The organism is Marinobacter caseinilyticus (assembly GCF_011074955.1).
Lineage (GTDB): Bacteria > Pseudomonadota > Gammaproteobacteria > Pseudomonadales > Oleiphilaceae > Marinobacter > Marinobacter caseinilyticus.
The window spans coordinates 125,196-141,074 of record NZ_WUQJ01000023.1 but is presented as its reverse complement, the minus strand read 5'-3'; the positions used below and the strand labels follow the sequence as shown (position 1 = coordinate 141,074).

General features: G+C 58.2%; 16 protein-coding genes. 14 read left to right on the top strand and 2 right to left on the bottom strand.

Features of this window, described 5'->3' with window-relative positions:
* Nucleotides 1–169 precede the first annotated feature (169 nt).
* The 13 genes from GRX64_RS12305 to GRX64_RS12245 all read left to right on the top strand — a co-directional run bounded on the left by GRX64_RS12305 (nt 170) and on the right by GRX64_RS12245 (nt 13,180).
* Nucleotides 170–1,819, top strand: a complete 1,650-nt coding sequence (locus GRX64_RS12305; protein ID WP_166267615.1) for an AMP-binding protein — start codon at nt 170–172, stop codon at nt 1,817–1,819.
* A complete protein-coding gene (locus GRX64_RS12300; RefSeq protein WP_166267613.1) occupies nt 1,816–2,232 on the top strand; it encodes a PaaI family thioesterase in 417 nt (138 codons plus the stop codon). The genes GRX64_RS12305 and GRX64_RS12300 overlap by 4 nt, the downstream gene beginning before the upstream one ends.
* A 4-nt stretch (nt 2,233–2,236) precedes the next feature.
* A complete protein-coding gene (locus GRX64_RS12295) occupies nt 2,237–3,043 on the top strand; it encodes an alpha/beta fold hydrolase (protein WP_166267611.1) in 807 nt (268 codons plus the stop codon).
* A 75-nt stretch (nt 3,044–3,118) separates the two neighbouring features.
* Nucleotides 3,119–3,916: an ABC transporter ATP-binding protein gene (locus GRX64_RS12290; protein ID WP_166267609.1), complete on the top strand. Its 798-nt coding sequence runs from the start codon at nt 3,119–3,121 to the stop codon at nt 3,914–3,916.
* On the top strand, nt 3,913–4,635 hold the full coding sequence (locus GRX64_RS12285; RefSeq protein ID WP_166267607.1) for an ABC transporter ATP-binding protein: 723 nt from the start codon (nt 3,913–3,915) through the stop codon (nt 4,633–4,635). Before GRX64_RS12290 ends, GRX64_RS12285 begins: the two co-directional genes overlap by 4 nt.
* 122 nt (nt 4,636–4,757) lie before the next feature.
* Nucleotides 4,758–5,972 carry an ABC transporter substrate-binding protein gene (locus GRX64_RS12280; RefSeq protein WP_166267605.1) on the top strand — a complete coding sequence of 405 codons (1,215 nt, stop codon included), beginning with the start codon at nt 4,758–4,760 and terminating at the stop codon, nt 5,970–5,972.
* A 104-nt stretch (nt 5,973–6,076) separates the two neighbouring features.
* Nucleotides 6,077–6,964 (top strand): branched-chain amino acid ABC transporter permease, encoded by an 888-nt coding sequence (locus GRX64_RS12275; RefSeq protein WP_166267603.1) that lies wholly within the window; start codon nt 6,077–6,079, stop codon nt 6,962–6,964.
* Nucleotides 6,965–7,005: 41 nt separating this feature from the next.
* Nucleotides 7,006–7,962 carry a branched-chain amino acid ABC transporter permease gene (locus tag GRX64_RS12270; RefSeq protein WP_427901658.1) on the top strand — a complete coding sequence of 319 codons (957 nt, stop codon included), beginning with the start codon at nt 7,006–7,008 and terminating at the stop codon, nt 7,960–7,962.
* 189 nt (nt 7,963–8,151) lie between these two features.
* Nucleotides 8,152–9,777 carry an acyl-CoA synthetase gene (locus tag GRX64_RS12265; protein WP_166267599.1) on the top strand — a complete coding sequence of 542 codons (1,626 nt, stop codon included), beginning with the start codon at nt 8,152–8,154 and terminating at the stop codon, nt 9,775–9,777.
* A gap of 439 nt (nt 9,778–10,216) precedes the next feature.
* Entirely contained in the window at nt 10,217–10,747 is a 531-nt protein-coding gene (locus GRX64_RS12260; protein ID WP_345790078.1) for a GFA family protein, read from the top strand.
* Nucleotides 10,748–10,829: 82 nt separating this feature from the next.
* Nucleotides 10,830–11,114: a hypothetical protein gene (locus tag GRX64_RS12255; RefSeq protein ID WP_166267595.1), complete on the top strand. Its 285-nt coding sequence runs from the start codon at nt 10,830–10,832 to the stop codon at nt 11,112–11,114.
* A gap of 247 nt (nt 11,115–11,361) precedes the next feature.
* Nucleotides 11,362–12,492 carry an alcohol dehydrogenase family protein gene (locus tag GRX64_RS12250; RefSeq protein ID WP_235937658.1) on the top strand — a complete coding sequence of 377 codons (1,131 nt, stop codon included), beginning with the start codon at nt 11,362–11,364 and terminating at the stop codon, nt 12,490–12,492.
* A 76-nt stretch (nt 12,493–12,568) separates the two neighbouring features.
* Nucleotides 12,569–13,180 (top strand): cation efflux transmembrane domain-containing protein, encoded by a 612-nt coding sequence (locus tag GRX64_RS12245; protein ID WP_166267593.1) that lies wholly within the window; start codon nt 12,569–12,571, stop codon nt 13,178–13,180.
* A 268-nt stretch (nt 13,181–13,448) separates the two neighbouring features.
* Here GRX64_RS12245 and GRX64_RS12240 read toward each other — a convergent pair whose 3' ends face one another.
* Nucleotides 13,449–14,006: a PEP-CTERM sorting domain-containing protein gene (locus GRX64_RS12240; RefSeq protein WP_166267591.1), complete on the bottom strand. Its 558-nt coding sequence runs from the start codon at nt 14,004–14,006 to the stop codon at nt 13,449–13,451.
* 487 nt (nt 14,007–14,493) lie between these two features.
* On the opposite strand from GRX64_RS12240, the gene ybiA reads away from it, so the two are divergent.
* Entirely contained in the window at nt 14,494–15,042 is a 549-nt protein-coding gene (gene ybiA / locus GRX64_RS12235) for a riboflavin biosynthesis intermediates N-glycosidase (RefSeq protein WP_235937657.1), read from the top strand.
* A 164-nt stretch (nt 15,043–15,206) separates the two neighbouring features.
* Here ybiA and GRX64_RS12230 read toward each other — a convergent pair whose 3' ends face one another.
* Nucleotides 15,207–15,776, bottom strand: coding sequence for an NnrU family protein (locus tag GRX64_RS12230; RefSeq protein ID WP_166267589.1), 570 nt, complete (start codon nt 15,774–15,776; stop codon nt 15,207–15,209).
* Between the last annotated feature and the right edge of the window lie 103 nt (nt 15,777–15,879).

The window sequence follows — 15,879 nt, the reverse complement described above, 5'->3', positions numbered from 1 at the left end:
GGTGTTTTCCGCAGGGCCTTTCTGACACAGGTCTTGCGGTCGGTTTTAACGGCGTTGCGCCAGGGTTTTGGGCGCGGGCGTTACCCCTAAAGTTTACCTTTACGTAAACAAGACCCTGTGATACACATTGAGCATGCAATCTGAATCACAACAATAAAAGGAATCGGACATGAGCCTCCCGGAATACACATCCGTCTACGACAACTTCGATCCCGCTGCCCTGGAAGCCGACATTCTGGAGGGGCGCCTGAGCACCGGTCTGAACGTCTGTACCGAGATCTGTGACAAATGGGCGGCCGACCCTGCGCGGGTGGCTCTGTACTGGGAGAAACCTGATGGCGGCGCCGGTAAGCTGACCTTTGCTGAACTGCAGGCCGCCGCCGCGCGCTTTGCCAACTATCTGGCCTCCCAGGGTATTGGCAAAGGCCATCGCGTTGCCGGTTTGCTGCCCCGGGGCCCGGAATTGCTGATCGTGATCGCCGGCACGTTGCGCGCCGGTGCGGTCTATCAACCCCTGTTCACGGCGTTTGGTTCCGGTGCGATCGAATACCGCCTCGAACGCGCCAGCACCCGCCTGGTCGTCACCGACGCCACCAATTTCCCCAAGCTGGATGAGGTAGCCAGCTGCCCGCCGGCGCTGTGTGTTGACGCCGCCGACACCGGCAGCGATGTGTCCGATTTCAAGGCCGTGCTGGCGCAGCAGTCGGATCAGTTTGAACCAGTGATGATTACCGGCGCCGACCCGTTCCTGCAGATGTTTACCTCCGGCACCGTGGGCAAGGCCAAAGGCGTTGCGGTGCCGGCCAAGGCTCTGCTGGCGTTTTACGTGTATATGAAGTACGCCATCGACCTGCGGGACGACGACGTGTTCTGGAACGTGGCCGACCCGGGTTGGGCTTATGGTCTGTATTACGCGGTGATTGGCCCGCTGATGATGGGCCACGCCACGCACTTTAATCCGGGCGCGTTCACCCCGGAGAGCACTTACAACATGATCCGCAAGTACAAGATCACCAATCTGGCGGCGGCACCGACCGCGTACCGCCTGTTGAAAGCCAACGATGACGTGTTGCCGGAAGGCGAAGTGCTTGGCTTGCGGGTCGCCAGCAGTGCCGGTGAGCCGCTGAACCCGGAGGTGACCAACTGGGTTGAGCGCCGCCACCATTGCCCGGTGCTGGACCACTACGGTCAGACCGAAACCGGCATGACCTGCTGCAATTTCCACGGCCTGTCACACCTGAAGCGCCAGGGAGCCATGGGTTACTCCTCACCCGGCCACCGTGTCGTTGCGTTGAACGAGCAGAACGAAGAGGTGGGTCAGGGCGAAGTGGGCCAGTTGGCGGTGGACGTAAAAGCGTCGCCGCTGTTCCATTTTGACGGCTACACCTGGGGGGAGAAAGACCCGTTTGTGAACGGCTATTACCTCACCGGCGACATGGCCATCTGTCATGGCGATGGCAGCTTCTCTTTCAGTGGTCGCGACGATGACATCATCACCACGGCCGGCTACCGGGTTGGGCCTGCGGATGTGGAGAGTACCTTGCTGGAACACAGTGCGGTGGCCGAATCCGGTGTGGTCGCCAAACCCGACGAGAAGCGTGGCTCCATCATCAAGGCCTATGTAGTGATTCGCTCCGGTCAGGAGCCGGTGGATGAGAACGCCTTGAAGGAGGAGCTGCAGACGCTGGTTCGCCGTCGGCTGTCGACCCACGCCTACCCGCGGGAAATCGAATTTGTTGAGCAACTGCCGAAAACACCGAGCGGCAAGATTCAACGCTTCGTTCTACGCAAGCAGGCCAAAGACGAAATTGCGCAATGACGGTAACGGTAGACGAGTTGCGGGCGTTTCTGGCCGAGCAGTTCCCCCAGGGTGAGCGCTACGGCACCCTGCAGAGTCTGGGTGATGGCTGGGCCGAAATGGTGTTGGAGGTGACGGAAGAACACCTGCGACCGGGCGGCACCGTATCGGGCCCTGCAATGATGGGGCTTGCCGACGTGGCACTGTATGCCGCGCTGCTCAGCCGGATCGGTCTGGTGCCGTTGGCGGTTACCAGCAATCTCAATATTAACTTTCTCCGCAAGCCTGTCGCCCACACCGACATCACGGCCAGGGCGACGTTGTTGCGGGTGGGCAGAACGATGGGCGTTGGCGAAGTACTGGTGCATTCGGTTGGCATGGCCGATCCCGTGGCGCAGGCCACCATTACCTATGCCATACCCAGGCCAAGGTGAGGTCTTGAACGTTCTCGATCTTGCCGTGCCGTTGGGCGATGGCGTGGTGTTTCAGGCGCAGCGGATCTGTCACCCGGCCAGCCGTGGCCCGACGGTGGTGTTCCTGCACGAGTCACTGGGCAACATTGCCTTGTGGAAGCGTTTCCCGGCCCAGCTTGCGGAACGTACCGGCCTTGATGTGCTGGTGTATGAACGCCAGGGCTATGGTGCCTCCACCGACGAGGTGTTGCCGCGGCCTTACCGTTACCAGGAAGACGAGGGCGCAATCTGGCTGCCCCGGTTGCTGGACGCGCTGGGCATTAACGAAGTGGTGCTGATCGGTCACAGTGACGGCGGCTCCATTGCCCTGGTGGCCGCCGGCGCCCTCGGCTCCCGGGCCCGTGGGCTGGTGACCATCGCGGCGCACACCTGGGCCGATCACCTCACGGAGTCCGGTATTCGGGCGATGATGGCGCGCTATGACAAAGGCCTGCGGGAAAAACTACAGCGCCATCATGGCGAGCGCACCGATGAGCTGTTTCGGGCGTGGCACGGCATCTGGCTCGATGAGGGCTTCCAGCAATGGCTTGATTTCTCTCACTGGATGGACGTCATCGACTGCCCGGCCCTGATTATGCAAGGTGAAGACGACGAATACGGGGTGCCGGAACAGGTCACTGACATCGTTGATGGTATCGGGCCGAATGCCCGGGCGGCTTTTATCGAAGGCACGGGTCATGCCCCGCATCTGGAGCAGCCAGAGCGGGTGTTGGCGCTCATCTACGACTTTTTGCTCATAGTGAACGGTCGAAAAGGTGAAGGTTTTGTTTGACGCTTACGTATACGTCAATCTAATCTGTCGCAGCATTAGATGAGTATTACAACAAAAACGAAAGGTATATGGCACATGAGTGACCAGTTTGTTCTGGAGACCCGGGGCCTTGTCAAAGAGTTCAAAGGCTTTGTGGCTGTCGACGACGTTAACCTGAAGGTTCAGAGCGGTCATATCCATGCTCTGATCGGACCCAATGGTGCGGGCAAGACCACGGTCTTCAATCTGCTCACCAAATTCCTGATTCCTACCCGGGGCAAGATCCTGTTCATGGGTGACGACATCACCTCCATGAAATCCGCCGCTATCGCCCGCAAAGGGGTGGTGCGCTCGTTTCAGATTTCGGCGGTGTTCCCGCACATGACCGCACTGGAGAACATCCGTGTGGCGCTGCAGCGTTTTGAGGGGCACTCCTTTCACTTCTGGAAATCCGGCAACAGCCTGAACGCGTTGAATGAGCGCAGCATGGCCCTGTTGGACCAGGTCGGGTTGACCGAATTTGCCAACACCACCACCGTCGAGCTGGCCTACGGCCGCAAGCGGGCGCTGGAACTGGCCACCACGCTCGCCATGGAGCCCAAACTGCTGTTGCTTGACGAGCCTACCCAGGGCATGGGTGCCGAAGACGTCGACCGGGTGGTGGAACTGGTGCGCAAGGCAGCCCAGGGCCGCACGGTATTGATGGTGGAACACAACCTCGGCGTGGTGAGTAAGCTGTGTGACCGCATCACGGTGCTGTCTCAGGGCTCAGTGCTGACCGAGGGCGACTACGAAAAAGTCTCCAACGATCCGAAGGTGCGGGAAGTCTACATGGGCAAGTCTTCAAACAGCCCATCAGCCAGTGCACCAGAGAACCAGGAGGCCTCCGAATGAGCCAGGCGCCGCAAAAGGAATACGAACAGCTGCGGGTATCCGGGTTGCACGCATTTTATGGCGAGTCCCACATCCTTCATGGCATTGACCTGGTGGTTAACCGCGGCGAGCTGGTCACCCTGCTGGGGCGCAACGGCGCCGGGCGCAGCACCACCCTCAAGGCCATCATGAACATGGTGGGCCGCCGTACCGGCTCCATCATGATCAACGGTGAGGAAACCATGTCGTGCCCGCCTCACCACATTGCCCGTCTGGGCGTCGGGTACTGTCCCGAACACCGCGGCATATTTTCCGAGCTCAACGTTCAGGAAAACCTGACCTTGCCGCCGGTAGTGCGCAGCGGCGGCATGGCGCTGGAAGAAATTTACAACATGTTCCCCAACCTCTACGAGCGCCGGCTCAGCATGGGCACTAAGCTGTCAGGAGGGGAGCAGCAAATGCTGGCCATGGCCCGCATCCTGCGCACCGGGGCCAACATGCTGTTGCTGGATGAGATCACCGAAGGCCTGGCGCCGGTTATTGTTGAAAAACTGGCGGAGGTGCTGATCAAGCTGAAAGAGAAAGGCCTGACCATCATTTTGGTGGAACAGAATTTCCATTTCGCCGCCCCCTTGGCCGACCGTCACTACGTGATGGAACACGGCCTGATTGCGGAGGAAATCAGCGCCGGGGAGCTTGAAGCCAAGCAAGCCATGCTGAACAACTATCTGGGCGTCTAGTGTCCCGCAGATAGCAACAGGGACAACACGAAACGACACTGCCAACAACAACAGGAACCGTAAAAGACAGCTTTTAAACAATCGACAACAACCAAAGCACTGACAGTAGCGGAGATACAACAATGACAATTATGAAAAAGCTTCTGACCTCAGCGATTGCATCAACCCTGATGGTAGCCGGCGCCCAAGCCGACATCTCAGGTGATACCGTCAAAATTGGTTACCTGGCCGACATGTCCGGAACCTACCGTGACCTGGCTGGCCCGAATGGCCTGATAGCGCTGGAAATGGCCGTCGCCGATTTTGGCGGCACAGTGGCGGGCTCGAAAATCGAGATCGTCAGCAGCGACGACCGTAACAGCCCGGATGTGGCTTCTGCCACCGTGCGCCGCTGGGTTGAAAACGAAGACGTCGATCTGGTGGCCGGCCTGGTGGCATCCTCGGTTTCGATTGCAGTGAGCGACATCCTGGAAGAAAAAGACAAGCTGGGCATCGTCTCGGGCTCCGCTGCTTCCAGCATTACCAACGAGCACTGCACACCCAATCATATCCACTATGTGTATGACACCTATCCGCTGGCCAACGGTACCGCCAGTGCCGTGGTCAAAGAGGGCGGCAAAACCTGGTTTATCCTGACCGCGGACTACGCCTTCGGCCACGCCCTGGAAGGCGACGTAACCCGCGTGGTGGAAGCCAATGGCGGTGAGGTCATCCAGACCCTGCGTCATCCGTTCCCGACACCGGACTTCTCGTCCTTCATCCTGCAGGCCCAAGGGTCCGGGGCCGACGTGGTCGCGCTGGCCAACGCCGGTGCCGACACCACCAACGCCATCAACACCGCGGGCGAATTCGGCCTGACCCAGTCTGGCCAGACCCTGGCGGCACTGTTGCTGTTCCTGGCCGATGTTCACGCACTGGGTGTCGAAGCAGCCCAGGGTATCCAGCTCACCACCGGCTGGTACTGGGACATGAACGACGAAACCCGTGCCTGGTCTGATCGTTTCATGGAGAAAACGGGTGTACGCCCAACCATGATTCATGCGGGTGTCTATTCCAGCACCATACAGTACCTGAATGCGATCAAGGCGACCGGGTCCGACGACGCGCAAACCGTGCGCAAGCAGATGATGGCTACGCCCATCAATGACATGTTTACCTCCAACGGCCGCATCCGTGAAGACGGTCGCATGGTGCATGACATGTACCTGGCCGAAGTGAAGACACCGGAAGAGTCCAAGGGTGAGTGGGACCTGTACAAGATTCTCCGCACCATCCCGGCTGACGAGGCCTATCGTCCGTTGTCCGAGAGCAAATGCCCGCTCGTGACTGGCAAGTAATGGCCTGACCGACTGGCCGCCCCGAATTCCCGGAGGGGCGGCCATAGGAAACCGCAGGCGCACACGCCCGTTGCCGCGTCTGCGCTGCTTTTGGAGTTCGTAACATGTCCATGATTCTGGGTGTTCCCTTGGCTGTGCTGTCTGGCCAGTTGTTGCTCGGGGTGATTAACGGCGCCTTTTACGCCTTGTTGAGCCTTGGGCTGGCGGTGATTTTCGGCCTGCTCAAAATTATCAATTTTGCCCACGGCGCCATGTACATGCTGGGCGCGATGGCAACGGTCATCCTGTTCGATACGTTGGGCGTCAACTACTGGGTGGCGTTGTTCGTGGCCCCGGTGTTGGTGGGCTGCCTGGGCATGGCGATCGAATACTTCCTGCTGCGCCGGATTGGCGGCCAGGATCATATCTACAGTCTGCTACTGACCTTCGGCGTTGCGCTGATGATTCAGGGCATTCTCACTAACATTTATGGGGTGTCCGGTTTGCGATACTCCATGCCTGATGTATTCAAAGGCGGCATGAACCTGGGCTTTATGTTCCTGCCGTACTACCGCGCCTGGGTCATCGTGATGGCGCTGCTGGTGTGCTTTGGCACCTGGTTCATGATCGAGAAAACCAAGCTCGGCGCCTACTTGCGGGCCGGTACGGAAGATTCCCAATTGCTGCAGGGGTTTGGCATTAACGTGCCCCTGCTGGTCAGCCTGACATACGGGTTCGGGGTCATGCTGGCGGCCTTTGCCGGAGTGTTGGCAGCGCCGATCTACTCCGTCACGCCCGGTATGGGTTCCCACATATTGATTGTGGTGTTCGCGGTGGTGGTGATCGGTGGCATGGGCTCCATTGCCGGCGCCATCATTACCGGCATCCTGATGGGCGTGGTCGAAGGTCTGACCAAAACCTTCTACCCACAGGCATCGTCTGCGGTCATTTTCCTGGTCATGGTCGTCGTGTTGTTAATTCGCCCCTCGGGCCTGTTTGGTAAGGAGGCGTAATCATGAGCGAGTCTGCACAACATGCCGACATCCAGAAAACCATGCTCGCGCAGCAGAAATCCGAGCACCGGAAAAAACAGATTCTCAACCTGGTGCTGCTCGCATTGTTGTTGGTGGCGCCAGCGGTGCTGTACCCCGTGTTCCTGATGAAGATTCTGTGCTTTGCCCTGTTTGCGGTGGCGTTTAACCTGCTGCTGGGCTATACCGGCCTGTTGTCGTTCGGCCATGCGGCGTTTCTGGCCAGCGGTGCCTACACCACCGGCTATCTGCTGTCGAACTACTCGGGCCTGACCACCGAAATGGGCATTCTCGCCGGCACCGCCGTCGCGACTTTGCTGGGGCTGGGCTTCGCGGTGGTGGCGATCCGCCGTCAGGGTATCTACTTTGCGATGATCACCCTGGCGCTGGCGCAACTGATGTTCTTCTTCTTTGTGCAATCGGAGTTCACCGGAGGTGAAGACGGCCTGCACGGCGTTCCCCGTGGCTATCTGTTTGGGTTCATTGACCTGAGTGACAACATGAACATGTACTACTTCGTACTGGCGGTGTTCCTGGCCTCGTACCTGTTGGTGCAGCGGGTTGTCAGCTCACCCTTCGGGCAGGTGCTCAAGGCCATCAAACAGAACGAGCCCCGGGCGATCTCGCTGGGTTACAACGTCAATCAGTACAAGCTGCTGGCCTTTGTGATGTCGTCCGGTCTTGCAGGTCTGGCGGGCTCGCTGAAAACCGTGGTGTTCCAACTGGCGTCCCTCAACGACGCTCACTGGCACCTGTCCGGCGAGGTTATCCTGATGACCCTGATCGGCGGCACCGGCACTTTGCTGGGCCCGGTGGTCGGCGCCACCTTTGTGGTGAACCTGGAATATCAGCTGTCCCAGGGCCCTCTGGGTGACTGGGTGGATGCCATCCTCGGCGCCATCTTCGTGCTCACCGTGATTGCGTTCCGCTCCGGCATCATCGGAGAGGTTCAGAAATTCATGCGCAAAAATCTGAGCTGATCCCCGGACTTCCTGGACCCTCCAAGCCACCGCCGCAGTCCTTTTTCATGACTGCGGCGATCGGCCGTTTGTCTACTTGGCGTACGATCCAACTGTCGCTACTCTGGTGTTATCAACAGCCGTATTGAAAACAAACAGCGCTTCCTCAGGTCGCACGGCATCTAATAACAACGCCTTCAGGAGATCAGCATGACCTCAATCTTTGACGAAGGGCTTGAGCCCGTCGCCGCCAACTTCGCCCCGCTGTCCCCATTAGACTTCATTGCCCGCACCGCCAGTGTGTACCCGGAATATCCAGCCGTCATTCACGGCGACGTGCGTCGTACCTGGGACGAAACCTACCAGCGCTGCTGTCGCCTGGCCTCGGCCCTGGCTGAGCGGGGCGTGGGCAAAGGCGATACCGTCGCCGCCATGCTGCCCAACATTCCCGAAATGCTGGAGTGTCACTTCGGCGTGCCCATGCTCGGTGCGGTCCTCAACGCCCTGAATACACGGCTGGACGCCAAAACCATTGCGTTCATGCTGGAACACGGCGAAGCCAAAGTGCTGATTGCCGACCGGGAATTCGCCGGCGTAATCCATGAAGCCGTTAGCCTGCTGGACAATCCGCCGCTGGTGATCGACGTGGACGACCCGGAGTTTGGCGGTGCCACCGCAGTCAGCGAACTGGACTACGAGACGTTCCTGAACGCCGGCGATCCGGCGTTTGACTGGCAGATGCCGACCGACGAATGGCAGGCAATCTCCCTGTGTTACACCTCCGGCACCACCGGCAATCCGAAAGGCGTGGTGTACCATCATCGCGGTGCCTACGAGAATGCCCTGGGCAACCAGGCGGTCTGGTCCATGGGCCAGCATCCGGTGTACCTGTGGACCCTGCCCATGTTCCACTGCAATGGCTGGTGCTTTCCCTGGACCATCACAGCGTTTGCCGGTACCCACGTGTGCCTGCGCAAAGTGGAGCCGGAGAAAATCCTGGAACTGATACACGACCACGACGTTACCCACATGTGCGGCGCGCCCATCGTGCTGAACACGCTGTTGGGGGCCTCCGAGTTCGCCAAGGCCGGCATCAACAACCCGGTCCGCGCGATGACCGCCGGTGCTGCGCCCCCGGCCAAAGTGATCGAGGCCATTGAGGAAATGGGCATCTACGTGACTCACGTGTACGGCCTGACCGAAGTGTACGGTCCGGTCACTGTGTGCGCCTGGAAATCCGAATGGGACGATCTGCCCGTGCAGGAACGGGCCGCCATCAAGGCCCGGCAAGGCGTGCGCTACCACACCCTGGCCGGCATGATGGTGGGCGACTCCGAGACCATGGAGCCCGTCCCCAAAGACGGCGAGACCATCGGCGAAATCTTCCTGCGCGGCAACACCGTGATGAAGGGCTACCTGAAAAACCCCAAGGCCACCGCCGAGGCCCTGCGGGGCGGCTGGTTCCACACCGGTGACCTGGCTGTCTGGCATCCCGACGGCTACGCCGAGATCAAAGACCGCCTGAAAGACATCATCATCTCCGGCGGCGAGAACATCTCCACCATTGAAGTGGAAGGCGTGCTGTACCATCACCCTGCCGTACTCGAAGCCGCCGTGGTGGCGCGCCCGGACGACAAGTGGGGCGAAACACCCTGCGCCTTCGTCACCCTGAAACCGGATGCGCCCGACACCAGTGCCGATGACATCATCCAGTTCTGCCGGGCGCGAATGGCCAAGTTCAAAGCCCCCAAAACCATCGTCTTTGGCGACTTGCCCAAAACCTCCACCGGCAAGATCCAGAAATTTGTGCTGCGGGGACAGGCCAAGGAGCTTTAAGGCGTTGTACCTGCCGTGTTGAACTGGCGGAGTGATACCGACAAGTTTGTATCACTCCGTTGCCTTTGGCGGATCGCTTTGAATGGAACCCAGGTATCAATGGGGCAAGGTACGTCGTAGGCCGGTCATCCTTGGACATGCGGGGTTGTGCGTTTTACGATCAGGCTTTTGGTGGGGGTAAAAGGTAAGACCCCACTGTAGGGATTCGATCGATTTAGTTCAGACCAGTATGTTTAAATTGAAATCAATCTGACCCCAGTGGATTACCCCAGTGGATTAAAGCGCGACACGAGCGTAACACTCTGGCCGTCGGCAAATTCAAACCGATTGGCATTAACGTGTGGTCTGGAGATAATGCTTAATAGTGAGTCCCAGTTCGTCCCGGGCCTGGCGGCCCTCCACCGAACGCCTTTTTTCGCTGCGCAAAGGCCGCCGCTGAATGTTGGCGACATGGACAATCCCTGCGGTCAGGCAACGCCATAATGTGGCACATCAAGGCCGTGGAAGCAGGGATACGCCCTATCATTCGTCAGGCCCCTCAATCGCTTTATCGGAGGTTTGTTACATGACGATAAAGGGAAGCTGCCTTTGCGGGGCTGTCACATACGAAATCACTGCGGCATTCCAGTTCCTTGGCAATTGCCACTGTTCCATGTGCAGGAAGTCCAATGGGGCTGCCTTCGCGACGTGGGGAATTCTTAATCCTGGAACCTTCCATTGGACGTCCGGCGAGACACTCATTCAGAATTATGAAACGTCTCCCGGAAATACGCGCCTGTTCTGCGAGAGATGCGGATCCACACTGGCTAGCGCGCACTCCGGTGTCGTTGGTGAAGTAGTTATAGGAACTGTTGACGGTGACCCGGGCGCAATACCACGGGAGCACATTTTTGTTGGCTCAAAGGCGCCTTGGTACCAGATTACGGACACTCTTCCACAACATGAAGCGTGGCCCCCTGGGTTGGCATAGCGATGCCTAACTTGAGAGTTAAGCCGACCAAATTTGCGCTGCCGATAAAAATTGCAATATTATTCAATGTATTAGGTGGTGCATGAAAGATGCTCGCAATCGACTGAAGAATGCGGAGCTGCTGTCGCTCATCGGCGCCTGCCTTGCCACCGGCGGAATCGCTCTGTTCCTCCAATCCTGGCTGGAGCCGTTCAAGCTTCTTCTCTTGTTCGGGGGTCTCGCGATGCATGCAACAGCGATGTATTACCGGCATCGTCTGGAGCGGGCCGCGGGGAGCATGCCAACTCATTGGGAAAGATGGCTGTACTGGTCCTGCTGGCTCATCTTGGCAATACTGGTTTTCTATATCCTGATGGTTGGCCCCTAGCCGGTCCGCTGCCTAACAATTCATTCGAGTCGAAGCCACCAAGCGGCTCGGCTTAATTCAGGCGTGGAGGTCGTAGAGATAGGTCGAAGGCTTATCGACACGGACTTGGTCAATAAGCAGCTTAAAGATTGCGCCTATCCTTAAAATCGGTAGTCAGTGTCATCGAAAACATACCCAGGTTTTAAGTAGGGATATCATCTCATAAAGGCCTGAAGGTTTGTCTACCGCCCCGTAATCTGGAGATACCATGCCTGATTTGAGTTATTTACAACAACCTGCGCCGGACCGGTTTGACGGGTCGCCGGAGCAGTCGGTCATGAAGGCGGTCGTGACGGTCGGCAACGGCGGTTATGACATGCTGCGCTATATCGACGTGCCGGTCCCGGTGCCAGGGCCCGGTGAAGTGTTGCTTAAGGTGCTGGGTGCCGGCGTCAACAACACCGAAATCAACACACGGATCGGCTGGTATTCCTCGTCGGTTGAGGGCGGCACGGAGCAACGTTCCGACTCCTCTGAGGCGGCGGATGTTGACGATGGTGGCTGGAACGGCGCCACGCCGTTTCCCCTGATTCAGGGCACCGATTGCTGTGGCGAGGTTGTCGCCTGGGGCGATGGTGTGACACAGCCTGAGGTGGGCAAACGGGTGCTGGTCAGGGCCTGTATGCGCCCCAAGGGGTTTGCGTCACTGGATAATATCTGGATGGCATCGGATTTCGACGGGGCCTTCGCCCAATACGTCAAAGTCCCCGCAAGCGAGGTATTTGAAGTCGATTGCGACTGGAGCAGCACCGAACTTGCGACCATTCCTTGTGCCTATGGCACGGCGGAAAACATGTTGCACCGGGCCGGCGTCAGTGCCTCCGACCGTGTTTTGGTGACCGGCGCCTCTGGTGGCGTTGGCTCGGCCGTTGTGCAACTGGCGAAGCGCAGGGGCGCACATGTGACCGCTGTCGCCGGTGCCAGTAAGCTCGATGCGATTCGTCACCTGGGTGCCGATGAGGTGATCCCCAGGGGCGCAGACCTGAGCGATGATACCCGGAAACTCTGCGTGGATGTTGTTATCGACAATGTCGCGGGCGAACAATTCGGGCAGTTGTTGAAGGTGATGGCGCCGGGCGGCCGTTATGCGTCTTCCGGAGCGATTGCGGGGCCGATCACTACAATGGATATGCGTGACTTTTACCTGAAGGACCTAACCCTCATTGGTTGCACGGCGTGGGACGAACCGGTCTTTGCGAATCTGATCCGATACATTGAAAACGGAGAAATCCGTCCGCTGGTCGCGAAAACGTTCAAACTTCAAGACATCGCCGTCGCCCAGGAGGAATTTCTGAAAAAAGCGCACCTCGGCAACTTTGTGTTGGTGCCACCGCATTAATGTCCGGGCTCCGGACACCCTGCGCGCGTGCGCCACGGCGTTGAACGTCAGGCCCCTGGTAACGGTTGGAGTGACAATGGCAGAGTGTGGTTGCGGCACGGAGCAGGCCGATACATTGGAGAAGAAGACACTGATGATTCTTCTCGCCATAAACGGATGCATGTTTGTTGCTGAATTGATATTCGGCTGGCTGGCTCAGTCTGCGGGCCTGATTGCGGACTCGCTGGATATGCTGGCGGACGCCACCGTCTACGGCCTCTCACTCTACGCCGTCGGCAAAGGCGTCTTGCGCAAAGCGAGGGCGGCCCAGGTGAGCGGCGTCCTTCAGATCATCCTGGGGCTGGGTGTGCTTTTTGAAGTGATTCGGCGATTGATGTTTGGCAGCGAGCCCCTGAGTACCGTCATTGTGCTAGTGGGGGCGGTCGCTCTGTTGGCGAATATTACCTGTCTGGTTCTACTGTCCAAACACAAAGAGGGCGAGGTGCATATGCGCGCGTCCTGGATTTTTTCAACCAATGATGTCATCGCCAATCTTGGGATCATTGTGTCGGGTGTGCTTGTCGCTGTCTTTGATAGCCGTTTCCCGGATCTGATTCTGGGGGCCATCATTGCGGCCATTGTGATTCGCGGTGGGATGACGATTTTGAAAGAGGCAAAGGCCACACGTGATGCCGCGGCCTGCACCTGACAAACTGCCCGGTCGGTACGATTTGCTTCCACCCTTTAGGCCCGTCCTTAGTGTAAGAGCCGACCGATGTCGGATTATTTTACAGTGCCTGTTGGCGCCATCAGCGCCGTGATGTTGCGCGTTGGTACCCGTTCGAGCGGAAACGTGTGACGCGATGACGGAAAACAGAGGGCGTTGACGGTCAGCAAGCTAGCTGGCCAGAGAAATACGGATTAAAAAGCCGGCAGCAAGGCTGCCGGCTTGATGGGCTCGCGTCAGAACCGGATGGTCAAGCCGCCGTTTGCTTGCGTAAGCGGCGGCGCAGAAGGTAAAGGCCGAGCAAGCCTCCGGCCAACATCATGCTGGAATTGGGTTCCGGCACGTCAACGGGCGGTGGCGGGAGCTGGCTATCGAATTGAGTCACGTGACTGATCGTCCAGCCATCAAGGCTGTTGTCGCTGTTTTTGTCGAACAAGGGTGCAAGATCGGATAACAGGAAGACGCCCCAGTCCTGGCTGGCGGTGTTAGACATCAGCGCCCAGGCTTTGGCGTTCTTGACCAGGTAGTATTCGGGCTTTTCACTCAGTGAAAACGCGAAAACGTCGGCGACATCTGTGGCCAGCAGATTCACACTCTCGTCTTTTACAGCGTACTGCAAGTTTCCCCCCAGCACCGAGTTCACCCAGGTTGTTTCTGTTATCGGGCTGGAGTTTACGAGCGTAGAGGTGATGGACAGCACCACGTCGAGGTCACCAACATCCGTGTTGTCGTTCAAAATATAGCCGTGGGACAGTGAACTGGCGCCCATCAAGGCAAGGGCGCAAAGGGAAAGCAATGTTTTCTTCATCTCAGGCACTCCAGTGTACTTTTTTCTTTGGTCTGTCTGGTCTCAAAATTCATGCGGTAATTTGCAGGCTCTGAGCAGTTCAACATTTCCCAAGGCAATAGCTGGGCCATTGTCATAGGTTGCTGTCTATATGAACAAATTTATTGATTTTTCCTGAGTGATTTACACTTAATGTAAATAAAGTCGACATTTCCGCCGTTCCAATGTCGGGGCGAAGTGCGGACCGACGCAGTGTTGATCATCTGCAAACCGCGAGTTTGCGCGGCTCATCCATCTCGCGTCCAAAGTGAGAATACGAGGCCGGGTATTGGCCTGTGCACCGGAAGTGCAGCCCTGCGTGACGTTCAGTGGCCGTTGGTGGTGGCGGCCAGTGACTGTGTTCGCTAATTTGGGGGTGTGATTCAGCGGTTGATGTGGAAAACTCCGAGGTAGGCATGTAAAACTGGCCTGTTAGTGGGTAGCCACAAAACGCCTAGGGGCGGCAGCAATGGTCCGCACCCTCGCGTTTGTCTGGCTGGATGCAATGCACCTTTTGAATCGGCAAATGGACACGATGGCACTCTTTCCCTCCGACAATGACGAACATTCCCTGTTTACCTCCCGTGAGGATGTAGACAGCCCTCTGGGCACGTTTGCACCTTACGCATTTGACCTGGAAGGTAAGACCTGGCCCACGGTCGAGCATTACTTTCAGGGGATGAAATTTGGAGATTCACCGAGACAGGAGCAGGTGCGCCAGGCCGAGTCTCCGCGCCAGGCCCGAAAGCTGGGGCGTAAGCGCCATAAGAGCTTCCGGCGCGACTGGAAACAGGTTCGCGAAACGGTAATGACCCGGGCGGTGTACGTCCGATGCCGGACTCACCCGGATTTCGCCAATGCCCTGCTGGCCACCGGGGATCAGCCCATTGTGGAAAACAGCAACTACGATTATTTCTGGGGCTGCGGCCGTGATCGCCGGGGCGAGAATACCTATGGCAAAGTGCTGATGAATGTCCGCGACAAGCTGCGCGAAGAGCGAGCGGCCGATCCGGCCTAGTGACACCGCAGTTGCAGTCCAGTGCCAGCGATTTTCTGGCACCGGATCGCCGCCAGAGAACGGCAGAAGACCCGCCCGAGGCAAGGCCAATGGGAATACACCTGGACCGTGCCGGGCCCCACACACGGTGCCTCAGTCAGGCCCGTGTGTGGGGTGTTGTTCGGTCAAACCGGCGATACGCCAATCAACCACTGATGCAGCCACAGCACCGTGAGCACATACACCGCGAGACCGCCGACGATGGCGATGACGTCGTTGGTTGCTCGGGCAGGAAAGGCGTGGATTTTGCGCGGGACTCGGCGCTTTATTGATATCCGGTCGGCTACCGCCCAGGCCAGGAAGGCACCGAACAGCACCAGGTCATGCAGCATGCCATTGGCCAGCAAATGCGCCAGAGCCCAGAGTTTGACTGCGACCAGGGTGGGGTGCTTTAACGTTGCGCTGATTTTGCCGGGAAAATACGTGGCAAAGAACAACGGAAAAACCGGTAGCAGCAGGAGCAGGGCCAGGTGGCGTAACCAGCCCGGGGGTTGGTAAATCAGCGTCGGATCCAGGCGCGCACTGCCGTAGCCCGACACAATCAGTACCAGCCCGGCCAGGGCGATCAGCGAGTAGACACCCTTGAAGGCAACATCACCCATGGCAGCCGCCAGCCGGTTCCGCAGCGGCTCGTTGATAATCGAGATGGAATGAACACCCAGAAACAGTAAAAGTCCTGCTACCAGCAATGCCATGTTGTTTTTCCCTGTGTTGTTATGAGATTCAGGCGGGTCAAGGTGTGGACCCACCGTCCTTCAGGTTTTGCCTTCTGCCCGCATGCGGTGGTCCGCTACAACA